Annotated in this window: 21 protein-coding genes; 19 read left to right on the top strand and 2 right to left on the bottom strand. The window is 44.6% G+C overall.

What is annotated here, in order from left to right; all coding sequences use genetic code 11:
- Positions 1 to 20 precede the first annotated feature (20 nt).
- From Ga0451573_RS14190 to Ga0451573_RS14200, 3 genes are all read left to right on the top strand, one after another.
- The gene (locus Ga0451573_RS14190; protein WP_231684789.1) at positions 21 to 227 is read left to right on the top strand and encodes a DUF4911 domain-containing protein; all 207 of its coding nucleotides are present in this window, start codon (positions 21 to 23) and stop codon (positions 225 to 227) included.
- A gap of 161 nt (positions 228 to 388) precedes the next feature.
- Complete coding sequence (locus Ga0451573_RS14195) at positions 389 to 2032, top strand: peptidoglycan D,D-transpeptidase FtsI family protein (protein ID WP_231684790.1); 1644 nt, start codon at positions 389 to 391, stop codon at positions 2030 to 2032.
- Positions 2033 to 2113: 81 nt separating this feature from the next.
- A complete protein-coding gene (locus Ga0451573_RS14200; RefSeq protein WP_231684791.1) occupies positions 2114 to 2992 on the top strand; it encodes a helix-turn-helix domain-containing protein in 879 nt (292 codons plus the stop codon).
- Positions 2993 to 3000: 8 nt separating this feature from the next.
- On the opposite strand, the gene Ga0451573_RS14205 is transcribed toward Ga0451573_RS14200, so the two are convergent.
- Positions 3001 to 4143: a S1C family serine protease gene (locus Ga0451573_RS14205; protein ID WP_231684792.1), complete on the bottom strand. Its 1143-nt coding sequence runs from the start codon at positions 4141 to 4143 to the stop codon at positions 3001 to 3003.
- Positions 4144 to 4288: 145 nt separating this feature from the next.
- On the opposite strand from Ga0451573_RS14205, the gene Ga0451573_RS14210 reads away from it, so the two are divergent.
- Positions 4289 to 4672: a hypothetical protein gene (locus Ga0451573_RS14210; RefSeq protein ID WP_231684793.1), complete on the top strand. Its 384-nt coding sequence runs from the start codon at positions 4289 to 4291 to the stop codon at positions 4670 to 4672.
- Here Ga0451573_RS14210 and Ga0451573_RS19865 read toward each other — a convergent pair.
- Complete coding sequence (locus tag Ga0451573_RS19865) at positions 4669 to 4803, bottom strand: hypothetical protein (RefSeq protein WP_269438293.1); 135 nt, start codon at positions 4801 to 4803, stop codon at positions 4669 to 4671. The genes Ga0451573_RS14210 and Ga0451573_RS19865 overlap by 4 nt on opposite strands.
- Before the next feature lie 252 nt (positions 4804 to 5055).
- On the opposite strand from Ga0451573_RS19865, the gene Ga0451573_RS14215 reads away from it, so the two are divergent.
- From Ga0451573_RS14215 to Ga0451573_RS14285, 15 genes are all read left to right on the top strand, one after another.
- Positions 5056 to 5949, top strand: coding sequence for a DMT family transporter (locus tag Ga0451573_RS14215; RefSeq protein WP_231684794.1), 894 nt, complete (start codon positions 5056 to 5058; stop codon positions 5947 to 5949).
- Between the two features lie 145 nt (positions 5950 to 6094).
- Entirely contained in the window at positions 6095 to 7045 is a 951-nt protein-coding gene (locus Ga0451573_RS14220; protein WP_231684795.1) for an SLAC1 anion channel family protein, read from the top strand.
- A gap of 347 nt (positions 7046 to 7392) precedes the next feature.
- On the top strand, positions 7393 to 8064 hold the full coding sequence (locus tag Ga0451573_RS14225) for a cobalamin B12-binding domain-containing protein (protein WP_231684796.1): 672 nt from the start codon (positions 7393 to 7395) through the stop codon (positions 8062 to 8064).
- A 31-nt stretch (positions 8065 to 8095) separates the two neighbouring features.
- Complete coding sequence (gene trxB / locus Ga0451573_RS14230; protein ID WP_337661191.1) at positions 8096 to 9325, top strand: thioredoxin-disulfide reductase; 1230 nt, start codon at positions 8096 to 8098, stop codon at positions 9323 to 9325.
- A gap of 280 nt (positions 9326 to 9605) precedes the next feature.
- Entirely contained in the window at positions 9606 to 10655 is a 1050-nt protein-coding gene (locus tag Ga0451573_RS14235; protein ID WP_231684798.1) for a uroporphyrinogen decarboxylase family protein, read from the top strand.
- Positions 10656 to 10759: 104 nt separating this feature from the next.
- A complete protein-coding gene (locus Ga0451573_RS14240; protein WP_231684799.1) occupies positions 10760 to 10927 on the top strand; it encodes a hypothetical protein in 168 nt (55 codons plus the stop codon).
- Between the two features lie 167 nt (positions 10928 to 11094).
- On the top strand, positions 11095 to 11496 hold the full coding sequence (locus tag Ga0451573_RS14245) for an ArsR/SmtB family transcription factor (protein ID WP_231684800.1): 402 nt from the start codon (positions 11095 to 11097) through the stop codon (positions 11494 to 11496).
- 47 nt (positions 11497 to 11543) lie between these two features.
- Positions 11544 to 11777, top strand: a complete 234-nt coding sequence (locus Ga0451573_RS14250) for a hypothetical protein (RefSeq protein ID WP_231684801.1) — start codon at positions 11544 to 11546, stop codon at positions 11775 to 11777.
- A 70-nt stretch (positions 11778 to 11847) separates the two neighbouring features.
- Positions 11848 to 12126: a hypothetical protein gene (locus Ga0451573_RS14255; RefSeq protein ID WP_231684802.1), complete on the top strand. Its 279-nt coding sequence runs from the start codon at positions 11848 to 11850 to the stop codon at positions 12124 to 12126.
- A gap of 111 nt (positions 12127 to 12237) precedes the next feature.
- Positions 12238 to 12942, top strand: a complete 705-nt coding sequence (gene sigK, locus Ga0451573_RS14260) for an RNA polymerase sporulation sigma factor SigK (RefSeq protein ID WP_231684803.1) — start codon at positions 12238 to 12240, stop codon at positions 12940 to 12942.
- 75 nt (positions 12943 to 13017) lie between these two features.
- Positions 13018 to 13839, top strand: coding sequence for an S-adenosylmethionine decarboxylase (locus Ga0451573_RS14265; RefSeq protein ID WP_231684804.1), 822 nt, complete (start codon positions 13018 to 13020; stop codon positions 13837 to 13839).
- A 301-nt stretch (positions 13840 to 14140) separates the two neighbouring features.
- Positions 14141 to 16330, top strand: coding sequence for an MASE3 domain-containing protein (locus Ga0451573_RS14270; RefSeq protein WP_231684805.1), 2190 nt, complete (start codon positions 14141 to 14143; stop codon positions 16328 to 16330).
- Positions 16331 to 16476: 146 nt separating this feature from the next.
- Positions 16477 to 18978, top strand: coding sequence for an RCC1 domain-containing protein (locus Ga0451573_RS14275; protein ID WP_231684806.1), 2502 nt, complete (start codon positions 16477 to 16479; stop codon positions 18976 to 18978).
- A gap of 41 nt (positions 18979 to 19019) precedes the next feature.
- Entirely contained in the window at positions 19020 to 19202 is a 183-nt protein-coding gene (locus Ga0451573_RS14280; RefSeq protein WP_231684807.1) for a hypothetical protein, read from the top strand.
- A gap of 101 nt (positions 19203 to 19303) precedes the next feature.
- On the top strand, positions 19304 to 20221 hold a 918-nt coding region (locus tag Ga0451573_RS14285), incomplete at its 3' end, for a delta-lactam-biosynthetic de-N-acetylase (protein ID WP_231684808.1).

Below are 20221 nucleotides of genomic sequence, written 5' to 3' on the forward strand. Positions count from 1 at the left end.
AGAGGGGGGATTCAATATCCGTGGATAAGCTGCAGATTAAGATTAGAATGGAACCAAAAGACATATTTTTTCTGGATAGTATAATTGAGGCGTATGATGGGCTGGCTATTGTCAGTACCGGAAACCCGGGGACAGGGGAGGTTATTGTCCACGTGACCCCGGATACTTATGAAGATGTAATGGATATCCTGCGGAACCTCCCCAGGCCGGTAAGTATACATGTCTAGGATTTAAGTATTCTTTAAGGTAATCATATCAATTAAATCTTACGATAAGCCTGATATAATTCTTAAGAACTTCTTAAGAAACTGTATGAAATTTCCTCACTGAGTTCATCCTAGAGGGAGCGGCATTAATGCTGGATTACTGTACTCCGGAGGGGAAATGTGTGTATAACAGAAACAGGAAACGGACCATTCTCTTATTTTGGGTATTTGTTATTATTTTCTGCAGCCTGGCAGCACACCTGGCTTATATACAAATTCATGAAGGCACCTTGTTAAGCCAACAAGCCCTGGCCCAGCAGACACAGCTGATTTCACTGGAAATACCGCCAAGGGGACAAATCCTTGACCGTAACCTGATACCAATGGTCAGCTGCCATGAGGCAGACCGGGTAATTGTATTTCCTTGGAATTTGAAAGACAGGGACAGAGAAGCACGATTGCTGGCCGATGTTTTGGGTATGGATGTTTCACAAATAATGGAGTACTTCACCTCTAAAGCCAGGATGATTCAACAGGACCTGACTTCTGTGCAGGCTGATGAACTGAAAAGCCTTTCATTGCCCGGAATTATCGTGGCTAAGGCTAAGATTCGTGAGAGGAAACCCGTCCTGGCAGCTCATACTCTTGGTTTCCTGGGTATTGGTGAAACCAGGGTAAGCTGGGAGGGGAAAATGGGTATAGAAGCCCTCTATAACAGTGAACTTAAAGGAGCCGTTCCCCGGTCTGCAGCAAGGGTATTCCTTGATGCCAAGGGAAAGATTATCAGCGGTCTGGGGCTGCGGCTTGAAGAAAAGACTATTGATAATGAACGTAAAGATGTTGTGCTGACTATTGACCGCCAAATCCAGGAAGCAGTTGAGCAGGCAATGGAGAGGGCAGGTGTCAGAGAAGGCGCAGTTGTCGTTATGGAAGCAGGTACGGGAGATATTCTGGCTCTTGCCAGCAGGCCCGACTATTATCTTGGAGATGGAAATCCGGAAGAAGGATATTCGGAGTCATACCTCAATCACGCGCTTTTGCGCTATCAGCCGGGGTCTGTATTTAAGGTGGTGGTTGCTGCCGCCGTCCTGGAAGAAGGGCTGGTGAAACCGGAGGAGACATACCTTTGTGTTGGAGAAAAAGACGATATTGTGAAGTGCTACCGCGAAGAAGGACATGGCTTGATCACTTTTTCCCAGGCTGCCGCATACTCATGTAATCCGGTTTTTGCAAGACTGGGACTTAAACTGGGAGCCGAAAAGCTGGTTTCATACTCTGAGCTGTTTGGGCTGGATTCTGCAGATATAGGCGGCTATCACACTGAAGACACAAAAGATAGGTTGAACCTGATTGGGCAGGAGTTTAATCTTGTTAACGCCAGCCTTGGTCAGTGGCCGATTGAAGCCAGCGTTGTCCAGATAGCCGGCATGATGAATGTGGTTGCCGGAGGCGGGATATATAATCCGCCGCGGCTGGTTAAAATGGTCGTTAATGACGGGGGACTGGTGGAACGTGTTATAGAACCGGGAGAAAAGCGCCGGGCGGTATCGGAGAATACCGCAAAGATACTGCAGCAGATGCTGGAGAGGGTAACCCGGGAAGGCACAGGTAAAGAGGCATGGGTTGAGAATTGGGGGAGTGCGGGAAAAACCGGTTCCGCTCAATCGGGAAATGGGCGGATTGATGCCTGGTTCAGCGGCTATGCTCCATTAAATAGCCCTCGTTTTGTGGTTACTGTATTAGTAAAAGATGGCGAAAGCGGCGGCCAGACAGCGGCCCCGCTCTTCCGGGAGATAATGCAGGAAATTTTGCAGTTGGAGAAATAGTTGCTAATCTGGTACGATATGGGTTAATATTAATAGAGGTAAACAAATTGTTTAAAAATAACAATAAATTTGGGGGAAATTATGGATGATTACGCAAGAAGGCTCGTCTTTGGTGAGGGTCCGCCGGATTTTCCACCCGAGCGCCTGGTTCAGGATACTGATTTAATGGTTGCCCATGGGATAGGAATTTCTCTGGTTAAAAACGGCATCAGCCTTCCCGAAGGGAGCCATACTCATGAGTCTTATGAATTTTTGCTGCCTTATGAGATGTCACACATAAGACTTGAAAAACAGGAGTTTATCCCTGAAAAGAATTTTTTGTATTCAATTAATCCATATCAAGCCCATGGGCCTGCAAGACCTATCAATAACTGTTTTTTTTCAGCTGTGATGATAGACCGCGCCTTAATTCGGAAAGTGTCTCGTTCCATAAGCGGCAAAGAAGATGTTTTTTTCAGCACTAAGGCTAAAGTGCCTGTTACCGGGTTTAATGAATTATTTAGGCTGTTTTTCTCTGAGGCCAATAATAAGCAGCAGGGTTATGAATTAATCCTGGACAGCCTGGCGGTACAGATTGTCGTTAATTTGCTCCGAAGGGTCCAGAATAGTGTTTCTTTCCCTGTGAGGGAAAAGAATTATTATGAGAAAAAAAACATTAAAAGGGCTGTGGAGTTTTTGATGGAATCCTATGATGATGGTCTGTCGTTAAGTGACCTGGCCAAGGTGGCAAATCTCAGTCCTTATCATTTTATAAGGGTATTTAAGGCGGAAACCGGAAAAACCCCCTTTGAATATCTGCTGGACATAAAAATTGACAAGGCATCGCAATTGCTTAGTGCGGGAGGCCATTCCATTACCCAGGTCTGCTACATGACCGGTTTCAACAGCCTGAGCCATTTTATTACGGCTTTCAAAAGGAAAACAGGAATGACCCCTTCACAATACCGCAAGAGAATATAGACTGATAATTAGGGCTTTTCTCCGACTTTTATAGTTACAAACTGTGTATGTCCTTCCCTGAATACCTGAACAACAACATTAGCTCCGATTTTAGCGCTTTTTAAGTTATTTGTGACATCATCAGGTGTTTTCACCTTTTTCTTATCTATTTCAATGATGATGTCTCCTTTGCGCATTCCGGCCTTTTCTGCAGGGCTGTCGGGAACCACGTAGGCGACAATGGCTCCATCGGTATCAGCGGAGCCGAAATAGTCGGCCAGTTCTTTATCCATAGGCTGGAGATAGACACCGATATAGGGCTTGACAACCTTACCTTTATTTACCAGTTCATCAAGAACTTCGTTAACTGTAGCTACTGGAATAGCAAATCCAATCCCTTGGGCAGAGGCGTTAACTGCGGTATTAATTCCGATTACCTGGCCGGCTGTATTGAGAAGGGGACCTCCGCTGTTGCCGGGATTGATGGCGGCATCTGTCTGCAAGAGGTCTTTGAACATGCGGTCAGATATTTGTACCGGGCGTCCTTTAGCGCTGATAACTCCGACAGTAACGGTATGGTCAAGACCATAGGGGTTCCCGATAGCGATTACCCAGCTTCCGACTTCGGTTTTATTGGAATCACCCAGTTGCAAAACAGGCAATTCCTTGTTAACAGATACCTTGAGCACAGCCAGGTCCAGTTCCTCGTCAGAGCCGATCACTTCTGCACTTAAAGGCTTCTCAAATCCGGAGATGGTAACTTCAATTTTAGAAGCCCCATGGATTACGTGTTCATTTGTAATGATAAGGCCACTCTTGTCAAAGATAAAACCGGTTCCGATTCCCGTTGATATGTCCGGATATGGTTCGTAGTCAAAATTCCTGCCGAAAAATTCCCTGAATAACGGGTCATTCATATATGGATTCCTTTGTGATGACTGGGCAGCAAATGACTCGATATTCACAACTGCAGGGCTGGCATTTTTAACGGTTTGTGAAATGTCTGCCGGCCCGATTTTTACAGGTTCCGCTCTATTACCATCCTCTGCCACCACCGCCGGGGGGAAATAGAACTTGTAGGCAGCAAATCCACCGGCCATAAACATAGCTCCCATAAGAAAGCCAAGGATGATCACACTTAGTAGTGAGAAACGTTCTCTTAACTTAATCAAATCTATCACTCTCCTTTTAAGGTTAATTATAAAAGAGGATTTAGATTAATCAATGGCAAAAATGTGAACAAATTGTGAAATTCTATTTACTGCGGGGGGAACATTATATTTAGATGTTGAAAAATCAGAGGGAAGGTGTCCCAGATTGCGCATATACCATCACAAACCTTATCTGCGGATTACCGTTTATGTATTTACCATAGTTTTTCATGCCAATTTACTTGCCAGGGCTGTCCTTGAAAGCAGGTACTGGATTGGGGCAGCGCTTTTCATCCCCGTAACCGCTATATCACTGGCCCTGATAAAGTATGTCCGGAGAACGGTCACCGCTGTGTATCTTAACGATTTGGAGATTACCGTGAAAACCCTTTTCAGGCACGAGAAGTCTGAAATTGACGCCATAACGGTTAAAGGCCGGGAAATTATCTCCCGAGATGGGAAAAGATTTGTTTTTAACCCCCGGCGGGGGGGATTGCTGACCGAAAAACTTGGTACTGCCGGAGGCAGGGCAGGAGGGTCCGGGGATTAATCCCGGACCATTTTTCTGAGGTAGTATCCTACATATCCCACTGCCACCATCGCTGCGAGGTGTGAAACCCACCAACCTGTTCCGAGGAAGGCCCAGGTTCCAATATCGTATCTGTCATCTATGTTTCGCATTAGTTCACCCCCTTTTGAACTTGATACTATTATGCTGCCCACTTAATGAAAATAGTTATATCTAATTAATAAAGTATATGATAATATAGTAGTAAATACTGGTAAGAGTTTGCGTTCAAGTACTATAAATTCCCGGTTATTGGAGATTATGCGGAAAAACAGGTACAATGTTGAGCAGCCCGCAGGGGTTGCTTTTTTTAGAGGGCTTTTGGAGTTGCCCTTTTAAATGGTTGATTAGGAGAAGTGTGATAAATGGAAAGCAATGACATTGAAGAAGGCGTATCAAAACAAAGCCTGCTGGGGACAGGTCTCGTTATTGTTTCTGCCGCCAGTTTTGGCTTGATGGCGATATTTGTAAAGTATGCTTATGCTGTTAATTTAAATATATTAACCCTCCTCAGCCTTCGCTTCGCCACTGCCGCAGCGGTTATGTGGCTGATAGTGCTGTGGCGCAAAGAAAATTACCGGATTGGCAGAAAACAGGTATTATATCTGGCCGGCATTGGTGCTGTTGCCTATGGGCTGCAGTCAACGTTCTTCTTTAATGCGGTCAGGCTTACCTCGGCATCAATGGCAGGAATACTTTTATACCTGTACCCGGTTATTGTTACTTTGATATCAGCCGGATTGGGTGATGAGAAGTTCACCTGGAGGAAGATGGTATCGTTATTTGTCAGCTTGAGCGGATTGGTATTGGTTGTGGGACTGTCGCTGGAAAACCTGAATATGGCCGGTGTCCTGTTTGGACTGGGAGCGGCGGTTGTCTATTCTGTTTATCTGATTGTGGGAAACCGTGTTTTATCACAAAATAACCCCCTGATAGTATCAGTATATATTATAACTGCAGCAGCGCTGGTATTTAATATTATCGGTTGGACCACAGGTCAGGTTGAACTGGATATCGGTTTAAGAGGCTGGATATCCATCTTAGGACTGTCCCTTGTTTCAACAGTTGTGGCAATTCTGACTCTCTTTAAGGGGATGAAGCTGGTCGGGCCTTCGAAAGCTTCTATTATCAGCACCTTTGAGCCGGTAGTAACAGTAGTGGTAGCTTATGTCATCTTTGGTGAAAACCTGCTGCCGATCCAGCTTGCCGGGGGTGTTCTGATCCTGGCAGCCGTACTTATGATTCAGTGGGATGGCTGAGATGGGAGAAACATCAAAATATTTGGGAGGGAGCGCTAATGCTCCTTCTTTTTTGTTGACAAAATAACTTTAACCATATATGATATAAAAAAAGACTCATATAAACATAAACTCATATATAAGCATTAACAAAGGAGGTAAAATAGTGGAAAAAGGAATGCGGTATTTTCCAGTTGGATTGTTTGCCAGCGTAATGGGACTTTGTGGCTTATCGATTGCTTACCAACGCTATGAAGAGGTTTTTCATTTAAGGCTCGGCATAGGTTTTCCTCTGCTGTTGTTAGCTTATGTTGTATTCATTGTTGTTACAGGTGCCTACCTTTTGAAATTGGTTAAATATTTTCCCGATGTGGTAAATGAATTTAACCACCCTGTTAAAGCCAACTTCTTCCCAGCCTTTTCGATAAGCCTCCTGTTATTGAGCATCGGAACGATGGATTATCAACAAACTGCAGCTCATTATCTTTGGTTAGTTGGGGCCACAGTACATATATTATTTACTATTGTTATCATTTCCCGATGGATTAACCATAAATACGAATTAGTTCAATCTAATCCTGCATGGTTTATACCGGTGGTGGGTAACCTGATAGTTCCAATAGCGGGGGTAAATTTCGCTCATCACGAAATATGCTGGTTCTTCTTCAGCCTTGGTTTATTCTTTTGGATTATTTTATTTACTGTAATCTTCTACAGAATCATTTTTAATGAGCAGCTGCCTCAACAAATACTGCCTACTTTGTTTATTTTAATTGCACCACCTGCGGTAGCTTTTATTTCTTATACCAAATTAACAGGTCAAATTGACAGCTTTGCCCGTGTATTACTTTATGTTGCCTGGTTTTTTGTAATTTTGCTCTTATCGATGGCCAGAAACTTCGTAAAGATAAATTTCTTTGTATCCTGGTGGGCCTATACATTTCCTTTGTGTGCAGTTACTATTGCCAGTACCCTGGCATACAAAATGCTTAAAGTGCAGATGTTCGGCTGGGTAGCTACAGGTTTATTGGCGTTAACTTCCATAGTAGTTTTTACGGTATTATTCAGAACATTATCTGCATTTAAACAAAATAAAGTCTGTGTTCGTGATATGTAAAGACAGCAAATCATCGTGAAACCGTTCGCCGCCAAATTATATTCTTGACGGTTCCAGAAGTCCGTTAGACCACTTGAAACGATCATTCAGAGAATACTATTTTGAGAATGACAAGTTGAAATGCTACTATATGTATAGACTAATGGTAATAGTTATATGAATTAATGGCAAGACGTGGAAAGTAATTTGAAAGCGCTGTGATAGAATTCGAGGATTGCTAAAAGAGCAATGAATATCTTTCGCAGCGCTCTTATTATATAAGGGAGTTTATTAATAACGGAGGTGATTAATAAGTTTAGATGCAATTCCTTGGTTGCTAAATTAATTATTTAGAGGGGGAATTATTAATGGCATCTCCAGAAAGAGAAAAAGAGTTGTTTGCGGTTTTGAAACAGGGGGTTATAGATTATGACGAGGATGCGGTAAGAGAAGCCGCCCGGAATGCAGTTGATGAAGGCATTGATGCTTATACAGCAGTATTTGAAGGTCTTGTTGAAGGAATGAACGAAGTTGGGAGGCTGTACGAAGAGCAGGAGTATTTTGTGCCCGAGATATTAATGTGTGCCGATGCCTTGTACGCCGGACTGGAGATTCTGAGACCCCATATTGCGAAAAAGGATATGGGTCTCAAAGGTACAGTTGTAATGGGGGTTGTGCAGGGCGATGTTCATGACATTGGCAAAAACATTGTTAAGATGATGTTTGATGTGGCCGGGTTTGATGTTCATGACCTTGGTCGGGATGTTCCACTGGAAAAATTTGTTGCAGAACAATTGGAGACCGATTCCGAACTGGTTTGTCTTTCTGCCATGATGACTACAACTATGGTAGGGATGAAAGACGTCATAGCCAGAATTAAGGAGAAAAACCCTAACTGTAAGATTATGATAGGTGGCGCTCCAGTCTCCGAAGACCTTGCCGATAAATGGGGAGCTGACGGTTTTGCTAAAGATGCCAACAACGCGTTGAAAGAAGCGCTGCAAATGGTGGCTTCTTTAAAAGATATGAAAAAAAGCTAACGCACAATAAGTATGGTCAGAGGTGAACAGAATGTCAACATCAGAAGTTAGGCTTGCCGTAGTTCACAGCGGAGATCCCAACTGAAGACCGTGTGAAATGGCGCTGGAAGCTGCCAAAAAAATCAAAGAGAAATTTGGTGAACTAATCTTCCTCGAAGAATATCTGACTGATTCGGATGAGGGCAGAGCATTTAATGTTACGACATCTTCAAATATTTTCGTCAATGGTCAACTTGTGGCTATGGGTATATGGCTGGATCAGGACAAGTTCACCAAGTACATTCAGGAAATCGTTGGCGAAACCAAACAAATAAAAAAAGATGTGGTCAGGCATGCAGGCTATGATGTGGTTATTATCGGCGGCGGACCTGCCGGATTAACTGCGGGAATCTATTGTGCCCGGGCCAGACTCAAAACCGTATTGTTAGACGGGGCCGGTCTTGGCGGACAGGTTATGACCACTGACAACATCGAAAATTATCCGGGATTTGTGGGTGCTGGCAGCGGGGAGCTAATTAAAAATATGGAAGGGCAGGCCAGAAGGTTCGGGCTGGAAATACAAACATTCAAAAGGGTTAACCAAATACAGTTAACCGGATCGGACAAAGAAGTTCGTGCCGGTGATGAAATCTATTCAGCCAAGGCTGTAATTCTAGCCACCGGACTCAAGACTGCTGAACTGGGTATTCCCAGGGAAACGGAACTCAGGGGTCAAGGGGTATCTTACTGTGCAGTCTGTGATGCCAATTACTTTATTGGTAAAAGAGTTGCCGTTGTTGGCGGAGGGGATACCGCAGTTGAGGAAGCCCTTTATTTGTCCAAGTTTGCTTCTCAGGTTTATTTAATCCACAGGCGCAATGAGCTGCGCGCAGCTAAAATACTCCAGGAGACAGCCTTTCAAAACGAAAAGATCAGCTTTTTACTCAGTCACATTATCCAAGGCTTGGTTGGCAGCAACTTCCTTGAAGGGGTTAAGGTGCAGAATTTAGAAACAGGAGACACCTCCCGACTTGAGGTGGATGGTCTGTTTATTGCAATAGGCTCTCGGCCTCACACCTCCTTTTTGAAGGATATTGTTGCTTTGGACGAGCATGGGCACGTGATAGTTAATGATAAAATGCAAACTTCGGTTCCCGGTATTTATGCTGCAGGAGATATAAGGGTTACGCCCCTCAGACAGGTATCCACGGCAGTTGGAGACGGAGCAATCGCTGCCATTTCCGCTGAAAGGTACATAACCGAAAACAGAAAGGAGGAGTAGTATGGCTGCAGAGATAAAAATGACCAAACTCCAGATTATTGCCAATACCGGCAACTGAATACCTATTATCAAGCTGGCCCTGTTAGGGGCAGAAGGTGTTGATAACGCAGAAGTTGACATGCAATTTGCTACTATCTGGCATGACCCGGAAAAGGTAACCGTTGAAAAGTTAGTAGATATAGTTACTAGAGCGGGAAAAGATTGTTTTCCGGTGGCGTAAGCCGACATTAAAGCAACAATGATTAAATATTACGGGGATAAACCAAAAAGGAGGGTAATTATGAAAATTCCAGAAGACAGAATGACTCCTAAGGAAAGAATTGGTTCATTACTGCAGGGCAAACCAATTGACCGTGTGCCTTGCGTTCCGGTAATCTTGAATGGCTGCTGTACCGCAGCCGGGTATACGGTTAAAGAAATGACTCTCGATGGTGAGAAGTTTGGCAAGGCCAATGTAGCCACTTACAGGAAGTACGGATATGACATGATATGCCTTCTTGATGCTACAGCAACGACCGCTGAAGCCGCCGGAACAAAATTGTGTTACCCCGACAACGCTCCGGCTTATGTTGAAGACCCTTTAATAAAGTCTGTAGATGATGTGAAAAAACTGCGGCCATTAGACCCGACAAAGGATGGAAGGCTTAATAATTACCTGGTAGCAACGGAATATTGTGTTTCTGAAGTTGGCAGCGAAGTATTTGTAGGCACTTTATTTGCCGGACCTTTCACAACTGCAGCTTGCTTGAGAGGTACTGAGACTCTTGTTAGGGACTGTTACAAAAACAAGGATTTGGTGCACCAACTTGTAAGATGGTCTACTGATGTCACCATCGTGTTTTTGGAGGAGGTAATAAAACGGGGTGGTGTTCCGGTCCTTTGTGAACCGGTGGGTACAGGCAGCATCCTTAGTCTGAAAATGTTTACTGAATATATTGAACCCTACTTTAAAGAAATTCATGAATTCATTAAATCTAAAGGTTTACCCGTGTTAGACCATATCTGTGGTGACTGTATGCCTATCCTGGAATCCTGGATGCGAACCGAACCGACAGTTCTAAGTGTTGACAGGGTAGATATTGGTGAAGTATCACAGCGTGTGGGTGACAGAGTAGGAGTTATGGGAAATGTTACTCCTGGTAAAACACTGTTCATGGGTACCCCTGAAAGTGTAGACGCCGAGGTTAAAGAAGTTATGGACAAGGCTGGTAAAAACCCATGCGGCTTTGTATTGGCATCCGGCTGTGAGGTTCCGGTGGGAACACCTCCGGAAAATATTACTGCCATGATGAATGCTGCCAGAAAATACGGGCAGCACCCATTAACTTAGAATAGGGCATCAGATAATTTAAGAAAAGGGGTGCAGGTATGGACAATGAGATTAAAAAAGTCGTTATAAAGATTCCCAGTATGACCTGAACGTCTTGAGCGGCCATGGTCGATGCGGCCCTGGAGGGGTCCGCCGGAGTTAAGAGTTATGAAACCACTCTGGCAAATCAACAAACAGTTGTTAAGTTTGATAAAAGCCAGATTGATGAAGAAACCCTGATGAATAACATCAAAAAATTAACCGGTTATAACAATCTCTATCTAAAAGAGTAATAACTTTTACTGTTTAACAAAAGCTCGGACTGTTGGGTCAAACGGTCCGGGCTTTTGGGTTAAAAGGCTGTTGCCTAAATATATAAATATATTTAGGTGGTACATATTGACAAAACGATACAAAAGATATAATATATCAGTAAACACACATATGGGTGGATATTCATATGAAAGCACATAAATATTTCAATTCGCTGATACTTGAGGTGATTCTTATGATACAGGCAGAAAGTGACATGCTAAAGATGCTTGCCAAATTCATGAAGACAATTGGTGATGCCAACAGATTAAAAATAATTTGGGTGATAGGGAAAGAAGAACGTTCAGTATCGGAGATTATCAACGAAACAGACCTTTCACAAACACTGGTGTCTTTTCATTTGAAAATTTTGCGTGAGTCAGACATTGTTGAGACAAAGCGACTTGGAGCTTTTATCTATTACAGTCTGGGGAACCCTGAATTAATAGACCTTCTTTCTGCTTGTGGGGAATACGTTTATAAAAACACAGGTGAAATAGAACCTGGTTTTGTCTGGCCATTTCCCCTGTGGTTTAATAAAAAATCTTGACAAAGCGAAATCAAGTTATCATAAAAATAATTAAGGAGGGATTTGATATGATGGGTAAAATGTCAGAAATGATGGGGAAGATGGGACCAATGTGTGGACCTATGGGCGGCGGTCCGGCAATGATGAAAAAGGGAATGGCAATGAGGGAACAGGGAATGGCGATGATGCAGGAAATGATGAGCGCAGGTTCAGACCCAATGGAAGTATGCCGGAAAATGTTTGCGGAAGCTTCAAAAGTTGAAAGTAATGCTGAATCAAATGGGAAAAGCAGTGGTGGCTGAGGCTAATTGAGACTGTTTTGGAAAAACAGAAAAGTATTCAATGACATTCTGTGCAAAGGAGGGTAGTAAGATGATGAGAATGATGGGGGAAATGCGCCGGCAGAACTTTGGGATGGGGTTCCAACAGATGGCATCTCCCGCAGCTAAAGCTGCAGAAATTGGCAGCAATGCTACTCCCGAGGTTAGGGCGCTATTTGAAGACTGGGCACAGGAAGTTGAAAAGGAAATACTATCTTTAATCAAAAAGGATAATAAACTTGATTCGGGTGCGATTGCCAAAAAATTGGGAATCAGTGAAGAAAGTGCAGTCTTCTTTATGAATCGAATTGAGCAAAAAGAAACAAGTTAAGGCAGTTTGTATTACCAGATATTGTTTTCCGGGTACTGGCACCACCTCACCTTTTCCAGCATATAATTTAAAGTGATGACTTAAAAAATGAATCGGGGGTGGGGTTATTAAATGGTACCGGAACTTGCGGTGCTAGCCGCTTTTTCGTTTATTAAAGGGTTGTTGTTACTGGTCTCCTACATCACCAACAACACTTTTCCACAGCCCTTAAGTGAGGAAGAGGAGTCAAAGTATCTTGACCTGTTGGCAGAGGGTGATGAGCATGCGCGGAATGTCCTGACAGAGCGTAACCTGCGTCTGGTGGCACATATCGTCAAAAAGTTTGACAGCACAGGGGAGGACAATGATGACCTGATATCCATCGGTACCATAGGCCTGATTAAGGCCATAAACACCTACGACAAGGGCAAGGGAACCCGTCTGGCAACTTATGCTGCGCGGTGTATTGAAAATGAAATCCTAATGCATTTGAGAGCCATTAAGAAAAACCGCGTTGAGGTCTCACTCTATGATTCCATAGGAGTTGACAAGGAAGGCAATGAAATTAGTCTGATTGATGTACTGGGCACTGACGCGGAAGTTGTGACAGACCTTGTTGAAAGTAACTTTGAACAGCAGAGATTGATTGAAAAGGTATTGCGGCTGAACAAGAGAGAAAAAAATGTACTGCAGCTGCGGTTCGGACTGTTTAACGGCATCAAGAAGACGCAGAAGGAAATCGCCCGGAAACTGGGTATTTCCAGGTCTTATGTAAGCAGAATAGAGAAAAGGGCTTTGAACAAGCTGACAAAAGAATTTAAGGCTGAAGGGTATTAGAAAAGGTTGACAAAACGAAACAACGTAATATAATATGATATGGTTCACTAGAAGATGAAGGTAAGGTGATGAGAAATGAACCATTTTGTGATGGATGCTTTTAACGGATATCGTTCCCGGCTTGATGACATTACCCTGGTTCATGAGTTCCTGGAGGAAATGCCCGTAAAACTGGGATTGAAAACCGCTATGCCTCCCTTCATCCTGCCTTACTATAATGGTGTTATTCCGGAAGACTGCGGGATCAGCGCTTTTGTTTTTCTGGCAGGGGGTCACTTTACTATCCACACATTTTCCTTCCGTGAAGCCTATTATGTGGATATGGTTTCTGTTGAACCATTTGATGCTGAGAAACTGGAACGGATAATCAGGGAAACCTTTCCTGCTGAGAGAACGTCTTCTTATCTGCTGGAGAGGGAGAGAACTGAGAGTTACCCTGAGACTATTGAAGTTAACGAGGAATTGGATTTCGGACCACATCTTTTTCTTGATTTCGAGGACTATAATGGGCCCAAAACCATGGATCAGTTGTTTAGTGTCTTTGATACCCTTCCCTTCGAAATTGGGATGACTCCAATCATGCGCCCATATGTGACCCGGAATTTTGTGGAGGGCGAACCTGTTACCTCAATAATGACTATGATTGCAGAGAGCCATATCAGTCTTCATTATTTTGAGAAGACGGGAAGGGCATATCTGGATCTTTTTTCCTGCCGGTTCTTTGATTATGAAGAAGTAATTGGAAAGCTAAAGCAGGTTTTTCATAGTAATGTTGTTAATGAAACACTTATTTCACGAGGCAGTAAGTATCATCAGTTCAAGAAGGTTGCTGCTCCTCAGGCTTGGGATGCGGGGTCCTGGGTGAGAAATGTTTACCGGCGCCAATCGGCCCAATAATAATTTGAAAAGCCAACTGAAGGCATTCGCGCAATACGGAGTGACATTTGATAAAAATCAGAGTCACTCTTTTTGGTGCGCCCAAGCATGGGCGCAGTCTAACTCATGTTTACCAATGTGACAAGATTCAACACGGAATGAGGCTTATAATCGACAAAAAATTGACGATTTACAATAATACGAATGATATAATGTAATCTAATTAGTTTTCTGGATAAAAAGGCAGGGTTACTACATAGTGTTTATAAAGTCAGTGCCGCTAAAAGACAATTGTGAGCCCGAAGTTAAGAGAATCTTGCTTATGAGTGGAATTACAGTGGGCGTTTCACTAATACTTACTATTGTGCTTTGGTCAGGGTTTTGGCAGGCTAATCGCGCAATTTGCCATGCTACTGTGGAAATATCATGTGTGCTAGTCTCATCAGCCTTATTTTGCGCTATGTGGTATACCTATGAGAGAAACTCAGCAACCCTCAATATAATGGGCTTAGGTTTTCTGGTGGTCACTGTTTTGGAAATAATGCATCTTATCTATACCCCGGAACTGGGGATGCAGCCAAAAAATTATGCAGACCTGGGGACAAGGTACTGGCTTGTTTCAAGGGCAGTTCAGGCTGTTATCATCTTTGCGGTTATATTGGTGCCCTGCAAAATCAGGTTTAACAAGTGGCTTGGCCTGGGGTTGGCATTGATGGCATCATTTTTATTGTCGTCTGTGACACGGCATTTGCCATCAATAATGCCGGTACTATATGTTAATGGGCAGGGCGCTACTTTTACAAAGTTCTGTTTTAACCTGGCATTGATTACTGTTTCACTGCTGACCTTGGTATTACTGAAGAAAAGACCCTCTGTAAAAGATGTTCTGACATATAAGTATATTTGTCTGGCCTTGATTATTGTCATTCTGTCAGACCTGTCACTGGCTTTCTGTAGTGATAAGCTGGGATTTCTCCGTGTGTTTGGGCATGTTACTAAAACCTTCTATTTTTATTATTTATTTAAGGGTATAGTGGTAAGTGCGGTAACTTATCCCTACAAAAAAATGGAAACAGCCAATACTTACATGTCAAAAATCCTCAACGGCCTTCCACTGGGATTGTTGACCTTTGACTCGGACGACTGCATTACCTTTGCTAATATCAAGGCCCGGGAACTATTTGGATACCATTCTGATGAAGTTAAACAGTCGGAAGAGTTAAAGGAGTCATTTGTCAATGGGTTTTCTGCTGATAACCCTTTATTAATGCCGGTCCGGGATGGAAACCCGGAACAGCGGGATAAAGCAAAAAGCAGAATGGTTAAGACAAAAAACAGGCAGGGAGCGGAGATTAACTTAAGAGTCTCCCAGTTGGCTCTGGGAGATGAAAGTTATATGCTGTTGGTAACCGATATCAAGAAGGAACAGGAACTGGAAAGTATACAGCTGCAAACCCAGACGGTTTTGGACTCAGTGACCAATTTGGTTTTGCTGATTGACAAAAACAAAAAGATTATCCGCTGTAATAAAGCATTCTTGGGAATAAGCCAAGTGTCGGAAGAAGATATTCTGGGAATGACACTAACGGAAGCCGCCGCCTTAGTGGGATGCAGTTGGAGAAACACGCCGTCTGAAGATTCGCTGGAAGACAGGCTGGGGAAAGCATTTGAGATCACCTTGGTCACCTCTTTGGGCCAAAAGAAGGAAATTGTCTTTGATTTTTCACCTGTATATAATGTTGAAACAGAATTAATCGGGTATGTATGTATGGGGGTTGATGTAACCAAGATAAAGGCTGAGCAGCAGAGACTGCAGCATCAGGAGAAACTGGCTGTGCTTGGGCAGATGGCTGCAGGCATAGTCCACGAAATCAAGAATCCCCTGACTGCAATTAAGGGTTTCAGTCAAATCATTAAAGCCCAGACAATGGATGAACGGTTAAAAAGCTATGTGAACATAATTGAGACTGAGGCCAATGGCGTCAATCAGGTGGTCAGCGATTTTCTCACTTTTGCCAAACCACGTCCGCCGGTGCTGAAAGCGGCGTCTGTTAATAGTATAATTGCTTCATTGTGTCTCATCATCGAAAGCCAGTTGTTTATTAAAAACATTGCATTTAAAAAGGACATTTGCCAGTCAGACATGCCGGTCCTGGCTGATGAGGACCAATTGAAACAGGTTATCTTAAATATGGTTAAAAACGCTATTGATGCAACTGCAGATACCGCTGAACCTGTGGTGTTGTTGAGCACCAGATACGATCAATTAAAAGGTGAGATGGTAATTATACTTAGTGATAATGGTAAGGGAATGGCTCCAAATGAAATTTCCCGGGTAGGCACGCCCTTTTATACAACAAAAGATGCCGGAACGGGGTTGGGTTTAAGCGTATGTTTGCAAATTATCAAACAGCATGGCGGGAGAATTGACATTGAGGCTGAAAAAGGCAGGGGGGCAACATTCAGTATCATTTTGCCCTGTATTGACGGTGTTGACAAAAGGCAGGCTTGACCCTGCTTTTTTTTTATTTTAAACGCCAAATAGCGGTCACCTTTTGATAAAAATAAGAAGGGAACACCGGCAGTTTGTCGAATTATGGATAAACCGGGTATGAGCATCTCAGCTTATACTTATCAGGAAAAGGGAGAGGCGCCTATATGGGAAAAAATGAGTCATCCAGAGTCAGACGCGGTTTTGCTGCAGTACTTACAATCATGCTGCTGCTGCTTTCCTGTTTTTCTCCGGGTATTCCATATTCTGTGGCAAACTCAGGAATTGCGCGGATTGCTGCCGGTTATAACCATACCGTTGTCCTGAAAAATGACGGCACAGTCTGGGCCTGGGGCAGCAACATGTACGGCCAGCTGGGAAACGGAACGACAACCGACAGTGCGGAACCTGTCATGGTTAAGGGCCTAAGCGGGGCAACTGCACTGACTGCAGGTTATTATCACGCGGCAGCTATTAAGAATGACGGCACAGTCTGGGCCTGGGGCAGCAACATGTACGGCCAGTTGGGAAACGGAACGACAAACAACAGCCCGGTACCTGTAAAGGTGATGAACCTGACCGGTGTAAGAGTCATTTCGCGGGGCGGAAGTCATACAATTGCCCTGAAAAACGACGGTACTGTTTGGGCCTGGGGCAGTAACGAATGCGGTCAGCTAGGGGACGGGACAACTACTAACAGTCTGGTACCGGTAATGGTTGAGGGCCTTGCAGGAATCGTGGATGTTGCCGGAGGGGCTTATCATACGGCTGCCTTAAAGTCGGATGGCACTGTCTGGACCTGGGGCAGCAACCGGATGGGACAGCTCGGAGACGGCACGACGGCAGACAGTCCGGTCCCGGTGATGGTTAGCGGGCTGTCAGGGGTAACTTCACTGGCATCAGGCGAACATCATGCAGTTGCCCTAAAGAGTGACGGTACAGTCTGGTCCTGGGGGGCTAACAGTACCGGTCAGCTTGGTGATGGAACAATGGCAAACAGCGCTTTGCCGGTCAGGGTTTCCGGTTTAAGCGGGGTATCGGAAATAAATGCCGGGTACGCCTATTCTATGGCCCTAACGGGGGAAGGCGATGTCTGGTGCTGGGGAGCCAACACCCAGGGACAATTGGGGAACAGTACCACAGGCAGCAGCTCTGTTCCTGTTAAAATACCCGGCTTATCAGGGATAATATCGGTTGCCGGTGGACAGAACCATACTATAGCCCTTCAGAGCGACGGCAGCTTTTGGCAGTGGGGACTGACACAGCCAGGCCGGCAAAATGATGGGTCAGCAGTAGTAAGTTCACCCCAAAAAATGACTTCAATTTCAGCTGGGGGAGTTGTGGAGGATACCGGACAAAATGATACCGGTACTGAAATTGATGAATTCCCTGAAGAGATTGATGACAGCCCCCAATATGAGGGCGGCAGCACTGTAATCCCTGTCCCGGAACAGGCGGAGAGGGCAGCTGCTATCAGTTTTGTTGATTCCTCAGGAGGGTCAGGACTGATTAAGGTTGACAGCGCCACTCTCAATGAGTTTTTATCCCTTACGGACCCGGCAGTAAATGTTTATGTAATTCAGGTGCACAGTACCAGCCAGAGTATTACCACGGAAATTCCCGCAGATGTTATCGCCGCTTTGCGCCAAAGTAAACCTGCGGCCGTTTTGCGGGTAGTTGTTCCGGCCGGTTCTTATGACCTGCCTGTGTCAGTGGTGAATGTTGGTGACTTATCAGACAAGCTGGGGGCGCCTCCGGAAGCTTTCCGAATTGCTGTAACTATCAGCGCCGCCGGGGAAGCAATAGCAGCACAAATAAGGGCGGAGATAACCCGGCAGGGGTTTGCGATGACAGCTGTTCCTGTGGAATTCCGGACAGGGGTGGTGGCTGACAATGGGCAGAGACTGGAGCTCAACATTTTTGACAGCTATATCGAACATTTTCTGAAGATGGGATACAGTGTTAATCCAAGCATTTCCGGGGCCGTCTGCTATAATACCGCAGCTAAAGTATTTTACCCCGTTCCGGCGGTTTTTGGGGCCGATGGGGATAACCCGGGTGTGGTTATCAAACACCGGGCCAATGGTTGGTATACTGTGGTCACAGGTCAAAGAACCTATACCGACATTAGGGGTCACTGGGCCAGGGGAGACATTGAAAGACTGGCTTCCCGGCTCATTGTAACCGGAAAAGACAGTCGGAACTTTGATCCCGGAGGCAAGGTTACCCGTGCCGAATTTGCCGCACTTCTGGTTCGCGCTCTGGGAGTTTCAGAAATTGCCCGAGAAGGGGAATTCAGCGATGTTTCCGGTCAGTGGTTTACCGGAGCGGTAAACAGCGCTGCTGCCGCAGGTTTGATACAAGGTTATCAGGACGGGACATTCCGGCCGTATCAGGAAATAACCCGAGAGGAAATGGCCGTAATGGTTTCCCGGGCCATTCAATTTGCCGGCTATCCTGCGGTATCCGGTGATTCAGATGATGAAATCCTATCTTTTACTGACCGGGACTCTGTAAGCAGTTGGGCACGGTCTGCTGTTTCCGCAGCTGCCCAGGCGCAGATAATCAAAGGCAGTCTGAGCGGGGAGTTTAATCCTGATTTCCATGCAACCCGTGCCGAAGCGGCGGCTATGCTGATACGGACCATGGTATATGTAAGATTCCAGTGAGCAGCTGAGTTTGGCGAGTAGTAATAAGAAGGAGGTTTGTCATGATAGGTGCAATTTTGTTGATGGCTCTGTTTATTGCGGGTTTTGCGGGAATACTCATTTACGGCGAAAAACAGGGGGACAACCGGGTGGAAACAGTTCGGATGATTACCTTTCTTTCATTGGGGACGATAGTTATTATTGGGGTGATAATGGGAATTATGATGATCAACAATTTCAAGTAAGCCTGCCGGAAATTAACAAGAGGAGAAGTAGGGAAAACATCAAAAATGTAAGTGAATGGTGTGAGTATATATTTATGGTTGTCTAAAGGGAGATGAAGCAGTTGCAGAAAAAGGTATTTGGCATCATCACTACATTATTGATGGCTGTTCTTGTTATTTCCTTTGTTTTTTATGGTGATTTTCGGGCTTCGGGTATTATCAAAGGACTTGGATTTGCACAAGAGGACACTGCTCCAGAGGACACTGCTCAAAAGGACAGCGCCCCAAAGGACAAGCCTTCAGGCAGTGAAAGCGAAGGAACTCCAAAGGAATCCGGTGGTGACGACCGGAATGACCAGAAGCCGACGGAACCGGAGGAACCCGGGGACCCCCCTGGCGGGATAATTGATGACGAACCCCTTGGCAAGACTTATAGCTGGTGGTATAAAAAGAACATGGACCACCGGCAGCCGGAGACTGACCCCTATTTTATCAGGGAACTTGAAAACAGGGGTTATTATGTCGGAAACGTATCCCAAAAGAGGGTATATCTTACCTTTGATGAAGGCTATGAAAATGGGTATACTGCTGACATCCTGGATATTTTAAAGGAAAACGATGTACAGGCAGCGTTTTTTGTAACAGGAAAATATATTGACAAGGAGCCTGAACTGGTAAAGAGAATGGTTGCTGAGGGACATATAGTTGGGAATCATACCGAAAACCATCCAAGTATGCCGGCAATTTCCAATACAGAAATCAAGCAGGAAATTGAAACAGTAAGTAATAAGTTCAGGGCACTTACCGGAAAATCCATGTCTTACCTCAGGCCTCCCAAAGGAGAGTTCAATTCCCGGACTTTGAGGGTCAGCAGGCAGTTAGGTTACCAAACAATATTTTGGAGTGTGGCTTTCAGGGACTGGGATGTGAATAATCAACCAGGAAAAGAAATCTCATATCAAAGTGTGATGGACAATGTGCATAATGGGGCCCTAATCTTGCTGCACGCAGTATCGGAGTCCAATAGGGATGCACTTGAC

This window comes from Phosphitispora fastidiosa, from assembly GCF_019008365.1.
In the GTDB taxonomy this organism is placed as follows: Bacteria; Bacillota; Thermincolia; order Thermincolales; family UBA2595; genus Phosphitispora; species Phosphitispora fastidiosa.

Coding starts and splice junctions, on each gene's coding strand:
- Ga0451573_RS14200 (WP_231684791.1), top strand. CDS start 2,114: ATGGATGATTACGCAAGAAGGCTCGTCTTTGGTGAGGGTCCGCCGGAT.
- Ga0451573_RS19865 (WP_269438293.1), bottom strand. CDS start 4,803: ATGCGAAACATAGATGACAGATACGATATTGGAACCTGGGCCTTCCTC.
- Ga0451573_RS14215 (WP_231684794.1), top strand. CDS start 5,056: ATGGAAAGCAATGACATTGAAGAAGGCGTATCAAAACAAAGCCTGCTG.
- Ga0451573_RS14225 (WP_231684796.1), top strand. CDS start 7,393: ATGGCATCTCCAGAAAGAGAAAAAGAGTTGTTTGCGGTTTTGAAACAG.
- Ga0451573_RS14235 (WP_231684798.1), top strand. CDS start 9,606: ATGAAAATTCCAGAAGACAGAATGACTCCTAAGGAAAGAATTGGTTCA.
- Ga0451573_RS14240 (WP_231684799.1), top strand. CDS start 10,760: ATGGTCGATGCGGCCCTGGAGGGGTCCGCCGGAGTTAAGAGTTATGAA.
- Ga0451573_RS14245 (WP_231684800.1), top strand. CDS start 11,095: ATGAAAGCACATAAATATTTCAATTCGCTGATACTTGAGGTGATTCTT.
- Ga0451573_RS14250 (WP_231684801.1), top strand. CDS start 11,544: ATGATGGGTAAAATGTCAGAAATGATGGGGAAGATGGGACCAATGTGT.
- Ga0451573_RS14255 (WP_231684802.1), top strand. CDS start 11,848: ATGATGAGAATGATGGGGGAAATGCGCCGGCAGAACTTTGGGATGGGG.
- sigK (WP_231684803.1), top strand. CDS start 12,238: ATGGTACCGGAACTTGCGGTGCTAGCCGCTTTTTCGTTTATTAAAGGG.
- Ga0451573_RS14265 (WP_231684804.1), top strand. CDS start 13,018: ATGAACCATTTTGTGATGGATGCTTTTAACGGATATCGTTCCCGGCTT.
- Ga0451573_RS14270 (WP_231684805.1), top strand. CDS start 14,141: ATGAGTGGAATTACAGTGGGCGTTTCACTAATACTTACTATTGTGCTT.
- Ga0451573_RS14275 (WP_231684806.1), top strand. CDS start 16,477: ATGGGAAAAAATGAGTCATCCAGAGTCAGACGCGGTTTTGCTGCAGTA.
- Ga0451573_RS14280 (WP_231684807.1), top strand. CDS start 19,020: ATGATAGGTGCAATTTTGTTGATGGCTCTGTTTATTGCGGGTTTTGCG.